This is a genomic window from Streptomyces synnematoformans, from assembly GCF_039531005.1.
Classification (GTDB): domain Bacteria; phylum Actinomycetota; class Actinomycetes; order Streptomycetales; family Streptomycetaceae; genus Streptomyces; species Streptomyces synnematoformans.
Map to the genome: position 1 here is coordinate 1 of NZ_BAAAPF010000280.1, position 9369 is coordinate 9369.

General features: G+C 75.9%; 10 protein-coding genes and 1 riboswitch. Of the genes, 5 read left to right on the top strand and 5 right to left on the bottom strand.

The genetic code is table 11. The features are described from left to right. A partial coding sequence (locus ABD317_RS28980; RefSeq protein ID WP_486389023.1) for a phytoene desaturase family protein occupies nt 1-631 on the top strand: 631 nt, incomplete at its 5' end. Between the two features lie 247 nt (nt 632-878). Here ABD317_RS28980 and ABD317_RS28985 read toward each other — a convergent pair. The 5 genes from ABD317_RS28985 to ABD317_RS29005 form a co-directional block, all read right to left on the bottom strand. Further along, nucleotides 879-2021 carry a hypothetical protein gene (locus ABD317_RS28985; RefSeq protein ID WP_344293525.1) on the bottom strand — a complete coding sequence of 381 codons (1143 nt, stop codon included), beginning with the start codon at nt 2019-2021 and terminating at the stop codon, nt 879-881. Between the two features lie 40 nt (nt 2022-2061). Further along, nucleotides 2062-2979: a methylenetetrahydrofolate reductase [NAD(P)H] gene (metF, locus tag ABD317_RS28990; RefSeq protein ID WP_027753711.1), complete on the bottom strand. Its 918-nt coding sequence runs from the start codon at nt 2977-2979 to the stop codon at nt 2062-2064. Between the two features lie 90 nt (nt 2980-3069). Continuing rightward, nucleotides 3070-3780 (bottom strand): thiamine phosphate synthase, encoded by a 711-nt coding sequence (gene thiE / locus ABD317_RS28995; protein WP_344293527.1) that lies wholly within the window; start codon nt 3778-3780, stop codon nt 3070-3072. 64 nt (nt 3781-3844) lie between these two features. Beyond that, on the bottom strand, nt 3845-4210 hold the full coding sequence (locus ABD317_RS29000; RefSeq protein WP_027753713.1) for an Rv2175c family DNA-binding protein: 366 nt from the start codon (nt 4208-4210) through the stop codon (nt 3845-3847). A 132-nt stretch (nt 4211-4342) separates the two neighbouring features. Further along, nucleotides 4343-5605 carry an NAD(P)/FAD-dependent oxidoreductase gene (locus ABD317_RS29005; protein ID WP_344293529.1) on the bottom strand — a complete coding sequence of 421 codons (1263 nt, stop codon included), beginning with the start codon at nt 5603-5605 and terminating at the stop codon, nt 4343-4345. A gap of 86 nt (nt 5606-5691) precedes the next feature. Beyond that, nucleotides 5692-5802, top strand: a riboswitch (TPP riboswitch). Between ABD317_RS29005 and thiO the strand changes: the two genes are divergently transcribed. The 4 genes from thiO to ABD317_RS29025 form a co-directional block, all read left to right on the top strand. After that, nucleotides 5801-7078, top strand: a complete 1278-nt coding sequence (thiO, locus tag ABD317_RS29010; RefSeq protein ID WP_344293531.1) for a glycine oxidase ThiO — start codon at nt 5801-5803, stop codon at nt 7076-7078. Its footprint overlaps the riboswitch before it by 2 nt. A gap of 113 nt (nt 7079-7191) precedes the next feature. Further along, nucleotides 7192-7386 (top strand): sulfur carrier protein ThiS, encoded by a 195-nt coding sequence (thiS, locus tag ABD317_RS29015; RefSeq protein ID WP_344293535.1) that lies wholly within the window; start codon nt 7192-7194, stop codon nt 7384-7386. A gap of 6 nt (nt 7387-7392) precedes the next feature. Further along, on the top strand, nt 7393-8280 hold the full coding sequence (locus tag ABD317_RS29020) for a thiazole synthase (RefSeq protein WP_344293533.1): 888 nt from the start codon (nt 7393-7395) through the stop codon (nt 8278-8280). A 176-nt stretch (nt 8281-8456) separates the two neighbouring features. Continuing rightward, nucleotides 8457-9369 (top strand): protein kinase domain-containing protein (locus tag ABD317_RS29025; RefSeq protein ID WP_344293537.1); only part of this gene is annotated, 913 nt, incomplete at its 3' end.

The window sequence follows — 9369 nt, forward strand, 5'->3', positions numbered from 1 at the left end:
GGCGCAGGAGCCGCCGGGCGCGGCGCGGGCCGTGCCCGCGCGGGCGACCGTGTGCCTGGCGCTGCGCGGCGCGCGGGACGGGGACGCCGTGCACCGCACGGTCGTGCACTCCCCGGCGGCGGCCCGTGAGCCGGCCTGGATCTTCGACGGCGCAGAGCCCGCGCCCGCGGTGCCGACCGTCGCCGTGCTGCGCCCCGACGACCCCGCGCAGCGCCCGGACGCGGAGCACGAGGCGGTGACGCTGACCGCCGTGCTCCCGGCCGGGGCGTGGACGGCGGGCGGCGCGGGCGCGGTCGGCGGGGAGAAGGCGGCGGAGGAGTTCGCCGACCGGATGGTGGCGGCGGCAGAACGCGCGGTGCCGGGGCTCGCGGAGCGGGTGCTGTGGCGCGAGGTGCGTACGCCCGCGGACACCGCCGCCGAGACCGGGGCGCCGGGCGGCGCGGTGATGGGGCCCGCGCTCGCCGGGGCCGGCGGCGCGTACCTGCCGCGGCCGAACACGACCGGCGTGCCGGGCCTCTACGCGGTCGGCGGCTGGTCGCACCCGGGCGGCGGGCTGGCGCACGCGGGGATGTCGGGGGCCCTGGTCGCCGGGCTGATCACGGAGGGTGCGGAGTTCCGCGGCTCCCGATGACGGCCGGTGGCCCCGCCGCGTCCCGTACGGGGTGCTAGGGCCTGTCGTCAATCTCCCGTCTGCGGCGCGACGCCTGGCACGCACTCCCCCACTGCGCGCTGCGCGCGCGTGGGCGGTGCCCCCAGCTGCGTTGTCGGGATCGACCGAATAGGCCCACTATGCGGTCGACCCTCCGCCTTGCGATCGCACGCACCAGACGCCGCGCCGCCCGCCCTGCGGGCGAACGACGCGAGATTGACGACAGGCCCTAGTAGCGGTACTGCTGCTCGTAGTCCCGGTAGCCCTGCTGCTGGGCGTACGGGTCCTCGGCGGCCAGCGGGTCCGCGTCGCGCTGCTGCGGCATCCAGACGCCCCCGGCCGGCGTCCCGTAGTCCTCCTGGCCGTACGCCGGCTGCCGGCCGGTGTCGTATCCCTCGGCGTACTGCGCGTACTGCTGCTGGTCGTAGGCGGGGTAGCCGCCGCCGGTGTCGTACGGCTCGTGGCCGCCCTGGGTGGAGTCGTAGTACGGCGGGGGCGCGGCCGGCGTGGCGTACTCCGCGCCGCCGTAGGGGTCCGCGTACCCGGCGGGGCCGGGGGCGGCCGTGTCGTATCCGGCGTACTGGTGCTCGGTGCCGTAGCCGCCGGTATCCGGGTATATCTGCTGGTCCTGCCCGTATCCGTTCATCCCGGTGCCGTTCGTGGCGTAGCCGCCGGCCTCGTAGCCGGAGGTGGTCGCGTGGCTGCCGGTGTCGTAGGCGGCGCTGTCGTAGGGGGCGGTGGCGTACCCGCCGGTGTCGTAGGCGGCGCTGTCGTAGGGGGTGGTCACGTAGCTGCCGGAGTCGTAGCCGGCCCCGGTGCCGTACGCGTCGTAGCCGCCGGCGTACGTCTGCTGCTGCGCGGGGGCGGCGGCCGCCGCCAGCGCCTGCTCGTCGTCGTAGGCCGGGAACTGGGCGGTCTGCTCCTGCGCCGCGGGCGCGGACGGCGCGGACGCGGGCTCGTACCCCGGGTAGCCGCCGGCGCGCTCCGGCGGCCCTGCCGGGCCGTCGTACGCCGGTTCGCCGTACCGCTGCTCCCCGGGGTACGCGGCTGCGTCCTGCCCGTCGTCATACCCGTCGTCGTACCCGTCCTCGGCGTCCTCGGGCGCCCCGCGCCTCCGCACCGCCCAGCCGCGGGAGAAGCCGCTGCGGTACGAGAGCGTGACCTTGAACTGCCCGATCGCGAACACCACCGCGCCCAGCCCGATCACGACGCGCGAGGGCATGAGGACGCCGAGCACCACGCAGAGGAAGCCGGCGAAGGCCAGCGCCCGCCAGCGCAGCGGGGCCTTGTACTGCATCAGCACTTCCCAGAGCAGCCACAGCGCGACAACCCCGAATGCGGCGTAGAGCACCAGCCAGGCCAGGTCGCCCATAACGTGCCTCTCTTCCGCCCCCGCTTGGTGGTGCCTGCCCTCAGGACCGCCGGTGCAGCCCGAGGTTCTGGTAGATCTCCAGCGTTGCCGTGGAGTGGTTCAGCGTAATGAAGTGCAGTCCGGGGATGCCTTCGGACAGCAGGCGCTCGCACATGTCCGTGGCGTACTCGATGCCAATGGAGCGTACCGCGGCGCGGTCGTCCTCGACCGCGAGAACCCGGTCCGCGAGCGCCGGCGGGAAGGTGGCCCCGCTCAGCTCGGCGAACCGCTGGATCTGCCGGGCGTGGGTGACCGGCATGATCTCCGGGATGATCGGCGTCGTGCAGCCGGCGGCGGCGACCCGGTCGCGCAGCCGCAGGTAGTCGTCGACGTGGAAGAACATCTGGGTGATCGCGTAGTCGGCGCCCGCGCGGCACTTGTCGACGAAGTGCCGGATGTCGGCGTCCCAGTTGCTGGAGCGCGGGTGCATCTCGGGGAAGGCGGCGACGCCGACGCAGAAGTCGCCCGACTCCTTGATGAGCCGGACCAGGTCGGCGGCGTACGCCACCCCCTGCGGGTGCGCGACCCACTCCCCCATCGGATCGCCCGGGGGGTCGCCCCGGACGGCGAGCATGTTGCGGATGCCCGCGCCCGCGTACTGGCCGATGACGTTGCGCAGTTCGGCGATGGAGTGGTTGACCGCGGTGAGGTGCGCCACGGGTGTGAGTGTGGTGTCGGTGGCGATGCGCTCGGTGGCGCGGACCGTACCCTCGCGGGACGAGCCTCCGGCACCGTAGGTCACGGAGACGAAGGTCGGCTGTACGGCCTCGATGCGCCGTACGGCGTTCCAGAGGGTCCGCTCGCCTTTGTCGGTCTTCGGGGCGGCGAACTCGAAAGAAAACGACTGCTTGCCGGACGCGAGCAGCTCACGGACGGTGACTGCACGATCATTCCTGGTCGAAGCGATGCCGGTGGCCATACGCGGCAGGTTAACCGCCGGTCACCTCAGGACCCAAGACGGACAGCCGAATTACGGGCCCCTACAAGACACCCCGACCCGGCCAGGCGACTACCGGACGTCACCGTTCCGGGCAGCGCCCAGCCGCCGTGCGAACTCCCCCGCCGCAGCTCCGGGGTCCTCCGCGGCGGTGATCGCCCGCACGACGACGACGCGCCGGGCGCCCGCCGCCAGGACCTCGTCGAGATTTCCGAGGTCGATTCCGCCGATGGCGAACCACGGGCGGTCGGTGTCCAGCCCGGCGGCGTAGCGGACGAGGCCGAGGCCGGCCGCCGGCCGCCCGGCCTTGGTGGGGGTGGGCCAGCACGGGCCGGTGCAGAAGTAGTCGACGCCGGGCTCCGCGGCCGCGGCCCGGGCCTCCGCCTCGGCGTGGGTGGACCGGCCGACCAGCACGTCGCCGGGCGTGTCGCCGAGGATCGCGCGGGCGGCGGGCACCGGCAGGTCGCCCTGGCCCAGGTGCAGCACGTCGGCGCCGGCGGCGTGCGCCACGTCGGCGCGGTCGTTGACGGCGAGCAGCCGGCCGTGGCGGCGGCAGGCGTCGGCGAACACCTCCAGGTGCGCCAGCTCCTCGCCCGCCTCCATGCCCTTGTCGCGCAGTTGGACGATGTCCACGCCGGCGGCCAGCACGGCGTCGAGGAACTCGGGCAGGTCGCCCTGGCGGGTACGGGCGTCGGTGCACAGGTACAGCTGCGCGGCGCCGAGCCGCGCGCGGGCATCGCCGGCGGCACGGGCAGTGGCGCGGGCACCGGTTCCGGCCGTCATGCGGCGCTCCCCCCTCGTACGGTCGCGGGGCCGGGCCCGCGTGCGCGCGCCCGGCCCCGCGAGGTTACACAGCCAGCGCCTGCGCCCTGCGCTTGACCTCCGTCCCGCGGTTCTCGCGCAGCGCCTGCGCGGGAGTCCCCGGGAGCGAGGGGTCGGGCGTGAACAGCCACTCCAGCGCCTCTTCGTCGCTGAAGCCGTCGTCCTTGAGCAGCGTCAGCGTGCCGGTGAGGCCCTTGACGACCTTTCCCTCGCCGATGAACTCGGCGGGCACCTGCAGGGTGTTGTTCTCACCCCGCCGCACCGCGATCAGCTGGCCCTCCCTGACCAGCTGCCGGACGCGGGTCACCTCGACGCCGAGGTTCTCCGCGACGTCGGGAAGGGTGAGCCAGGAGGGGACGAGAGCATCGATCTTCGCATCAATCTCGGTCACGCCCCCCAGCCTGCCATCTCGGGCCGCCGGTCGGTACAGGGCAGCGCCAAAGGGAGGCATATCACCGCAGAACAGCCCCCGTGAGCGCGGCTTCCGGCGGCGTGCACGGCGCGCCGGGCGGATTCCGCCGGGTTACAGCGCGGCCGATTTCAGCGGTACGGCCGCGTCGGCGGCCCGGTCGCGGTCCAGCGCGGCGGAGGCGTGGATCAGCTTGCGCCCCTGGGTGAGGTCCCGCGGGCGGCCCACGGCGAGCAGCGCGATGAGCCGGCCGGCGCGCAGCCAGCACACCGACCACGACGACCCGTGCGGGTCGCCGCGCCACAGCAGCTCGTCGTCGGCCGTGTGGTGGCCGACGTACTGCACGAAGCGGCCGAACTGCTCGGACCAGAAGTACGGCACCGGGTCGTACACCGCGCCCGGCACCCCGGCGACGTCGGCCGCGACCGTCGCCGGGCCCTGCAGGGCGTTGTCCCAGTGGTGGATGAGCAGCCGCTCGCCGTAGCGCGCGGACGGGAACGACGCGCAGTCCCCGACGGCCCAGACGCCGGGCACGTTCGTACGCAGCCGCTCGTCGGCCCGCACCGCCCCGTCGCCGCCCAGGTCGACGCCGGAGCCCGCGAGCCAGGCCGTGGCCGGCCGGGCGCCGATGCCGACGACGACGGCGTCGGCGGTCAGCTCCGTGCCGTCGTCGAGGACCACCGCGACCGGGCCGCCCTCGCCCCGGTGCCCGACGCGCTCCACCCGGCGGCCCGTCAGCAGCCGGGCACCGCTCTCCTCGTACCACCCGGCCATCGGCGCCGCGACCTCGGCGGGCAGCGCCCCCGGCAGCGGGTGCCCGGCCGCCTCCACGACCGTCACCTCGCAGCCCTGCTCGCGCGCCGCGGTGGTCAGCTCCGCGCCGATCCAGCCGGCGCCGACCACCAGGATCCGGCTGCGCCGCGCGAGCACGCCGCGCAGCCGGGCCGCGTCGTCGAGGGTGCGCAGCAGGTACACGCCGGGCGCGCCGCCGGCCGGGGCGCCGGGCAGCGGCACGGGCACCGCGCCGGTGGCGAGGACCAGGTTCTCGTACGGCACGGGCCCGGCGTCCGTCACCAGCAGCCGCCGCGCGGTGTCCAGCCGGTCGACGTGCAGCCCCAGCCGCAGCCCGATGCCGTGCTCCGCGAAGTCCACCTCGAACGCCGACCCCTCCGCCTTGCCCAGCAGCACGGCCTTGGACAGCGGCGGCCGGTCGTACGGCCGGTGCGGCTCGGCGCCGACGAGGGTGACGGCGCCCCCGTAGCCCTGCTCGCGCAGCGCCACGGCGGTCTGCACGCCGGCCATGCCGGCGCCGACGACGACGGTGCCGGCCGCGCCGGCGGGGCTGGGGTCCGGATCAGCGTCGGTCACACCGATCACCCTATGCCGCGCCCGTGGCGCCCCGCGCGCAGGCCGCCGGCCCGCGACGCTCTTACCACCGCCGGGCCCGCGGCGTTAGGGTGGCCGGAAGAACTCGCGGGAGCCCGGCGCACCGGGCTGAGAGGGGGGCTGGCGGCCCCCGACCGTACGAACCTGATCCGGGTCATGCCGGCGAAGGGAGGGGCGAACGCGCCCATGCAGCAACGCGACACACCCCCGACAGCGATCCCGGCGACGCCCCCGGCGGCAGCCGCCCCGGCGCCCGCGCCCGGCCCGTCCGCCGCGCCCCGCACGGCGGACGCCGCGTACGACGTCCTCGTCGTGGGCGGCGGCGTCATCGGCCTGGTGACCGCCTGGCAGGCGGCCCGCCGCGGGCTGACCGCCGCCGCGGCCGACCCGGCGCCCGACGGCGGCGCCGCGCAGGTCGCGGCCGGGATGCTGGCCGCCGTCACCGAGCTGCACTACGGCGAGGAGGCGCTGCTGGCCCTCAACCTGGCCGCCGCGGAGCGCTATCCGGCGTTCGCGGCCGAGCTGGCCGAGGCGTCGGGCCAGGACATCGGCTACCGCCGCTGCGGCGCGCTCAGCGTCGCGTTCGACGCGGACGACCGCGCGCAGCTGCGCGAGCTGCACGCCTTCCAGCTGCGGCTGGGGCTGGCGGCGGAGTGGCTCAGCGGGAGCGAGTGCCGCCGCCTGGAGCCGATGCTCGCGCCCGGGGTGCGCGGCGGGCTGCGCGTCGACGGCGACCACCAGACGGACCCGCGGCTGCTGACCGCGGCGCTGGTCACCGCCTGCGAGCGGGCCGGGGTCGGCTTCCACCGCAGCCTCGCGGTACGGCTGCGGACGGCCGGCGCGGGCGCGGACGAGCGGGCGGCGGGCGCGGAGCTGGCGGACGGCACACGGGTCGCCGCCGGGCAGACGGTGCTGGCCGCCGGCAGCCACAGCGGCCGGCTGGCGGGCGTGCCGGAGGCGGTACGGCCCCCGGTCCGGCCGGTGAAGGGGCAGGTGCTGCGGCTGCGGATGCCCGCCGGCCGGACGCCCTTCCTGGGCCGTACGGTACGGGCGGTGGTCCGCGGCGGCAGCGTGTACCTGGTGCCGCGGGAGAGCGGCGAGCTGGTCGTCGGCGCCACCAGCGAGGAGCTGGGCTGGGACACCACCGTCACCGCCGGCGGCGTGTACGAGCTGCTGCGCGACGCGCACGAGCTGGTGCCCGGGCTGACCGAGCTGCCGCTGGTGGAGACCGGCGCCGGGCTGCGCCCCGGCTCCCCCGACAACGCGCCGCTGCTGGGCCCCACCGCCCTGCCGGGCCTGCACCTGGCCACCGGCCACCACCGCAACGGGGTGCTCCTCACCCCCGTCACCGGCGACGCGCTCGCCGCCGTGCTCACCGGCGGCGAACTCCCCGACGTCGCCCGCCCGTTCGCGGCGACCCGGTTCGGGCGCACCTCCCCGCACCACGAAGGGCAGCACGCATGACCGACGACGCCGACCAGGCCCGTACCGAAACCCGGACCGCCACTGCCACCGCAGAAACCACCGCCACCGCAGACACCGCCGCCGACCCGCCGACCACCGCCGGCACCGTCGCCATCACCGTCAACGGCACCGCCCGCCGCGTCGCCGCGGGTCTCGCCCTCGACGCCCTCGTCGCCACCCTCACCACCGCCCCCGGCGGCGTCGCCGCGGCCGTCAACGAAGACGTCGTACCGCGCGGCAGCTGGCCCACCACCACACTCGACGACGGCGACCGCGTCGAGATACTGACCGCGGTCCAGGGAGGCTGACCCACCGTGACCCGTACCGCCCCCGCACCGGCCCCCGTCTCCGGCCCCGCCGCCGCAGACACCTCCGCACACACCTCCGCCGACCCCGCCGCCGACCCGCTGACCATCGCCGGCGTCCGCTTCACCTCCCGCCTCATCATGGGCACCGGCGGCGCGAGCAGCCTGGACGCCATGGAGCGCGCCCTCCTCGCCTCGGGCACCGAGCTGACCACCGTGGCGATGCGCCGCATCGACCCCGGCGTGCACGGCTCCGTGCTCGACGTGCTGCGCCGCCACGGCATCCGAGTGCTGCCGAACACCGCCGGCTGCTACACCGCGGGCGAGGCCGTCCTCACCGCCCGGCTGGCCCGCGAGGCGCTCGGCACGGACTGGGTGAAGCTGGAGGTCATCGCCGACGAGCGCACCCTGCTGCCGGACCCCGTCGAGCTGCTGGCCGCCGCCGAGACGCTCGTCGACGACGGCTTCACCGTGCTCCCGTACACCAACGACGACCCCGTGCTCGCCCGCAGGCTCCAGGACGCCGGCTGCGCCGCCGTGATGCCGCTGGGCTCCCCCATCGGCTCCGGCCTCGGCATCCGCAACCCGCACAACTTCCAGCTCATCGCCGAGGCCGCCGAGGTGCCCGTCATCCTCGACGCCGGCGCCGGCACCGCCTCCGACGCCGCGCAGGCGATGGAGCTGGGCTGCGACGCGGTGATGCTGGCGTCCGCGGTGACGCGGGCGCAGGAGCCGGTGCTGATGGCGGAGGCGATGCGGCACGCGATCGCCGCGGGCCGGCTCGCCGCGCGCGCGGGGCGCATTCCGCGCCGGCACTTCGCCCGCGCGTCGTCGCCGGAGGCCGGCGTCGCGCGGCTGGCCCCGGAGCCCGACCCGGAGCGGCCCGCGTTCACCTGAACTGCCCGGCGCCGTACGGCACCCTGTCCCGGTGGCGCGCCGCCGGGACGGGCACGCCACCGGGAACGTACTGCAGCACAACGGTGACGGGAACGCGTCCCTCACCTCGTAGACTGCGCAGCGTGGACACGACTCTGGACCCGTCCCCCCATCCGCCGGGAGGGTGGGGAGACCCCATGGTCGGGCAGCTGCTCGACGGGCGCTACCGCATCGACGCGCGCATCGCCGCGGGCGGCATGGCCACGGTCTACCGGGCCCTGGACACCCGTCTCGACAGGGTGCTCGCCGTCAAGGTGATGCACCCCTCCCTCGCCGCCGACGCCTCCTTTGTCCAGCGGTTCATCCTGGAGGCCAAGTCGGTCGCCGGGCTCGCCCACCCGAACGTCGTGGGCGTCTACGACCAGGGCACCGACGGCGGGCACGTCTTCCTGGCCATGGAGTACGTCCCCGGCTGCACCCTGCGCGACGTGCTGAACGACCGCGGCGCCCTGCAGCCGCGCGCCGCGCTGGACATCCTGGAGCCCGTGCTCGCCGCGCTCGGCGCCGCGCACCGGGCCGGTTTCGTCCACCGCGACATGAAGCCGGAGAACGTCCTCATCGGCGACGACGGCCGGGTCAAGGTCGCCGACTTCGGGCTCGTCCGCGCCGTGAACACGAACACCACCGCCTCCACCGGCACCGTGCTCGGCAGCGTGTCGTACCTGGCGCCCGAGCAGATCGAGCGGAGCAGCCAGGTGGGGGCCGACCCCCGGGTCGACGTCTACGCCTGCGGCGTGATGCTCTACGAGATGCTCACCGGCGCCAAGCCGCACTCCGGCGAGCACGCCGCGCACGTGCTCTACCAGCACCTGCACGAGGACGTGGAGCCGCCGTCCGCCGCCGTCCCGGGGCTGCCCGCGCAGCTGGACGACCTGGTCGCCGCGGCCGCCGCGCGCAGCCCGGAGGAGCGCCCGGCGGACGCCGTGGCGCTGCTGTCGGCGGTACGGGACGCCCGCGCGCAGCTCACCGACGCGGCTCTGGACGCGCTGCCGCCGCAGGCCGTCGCCGAGGAGCGGGCCGGCTCCGAGGACCGTACGGCCGTGGTCCCGC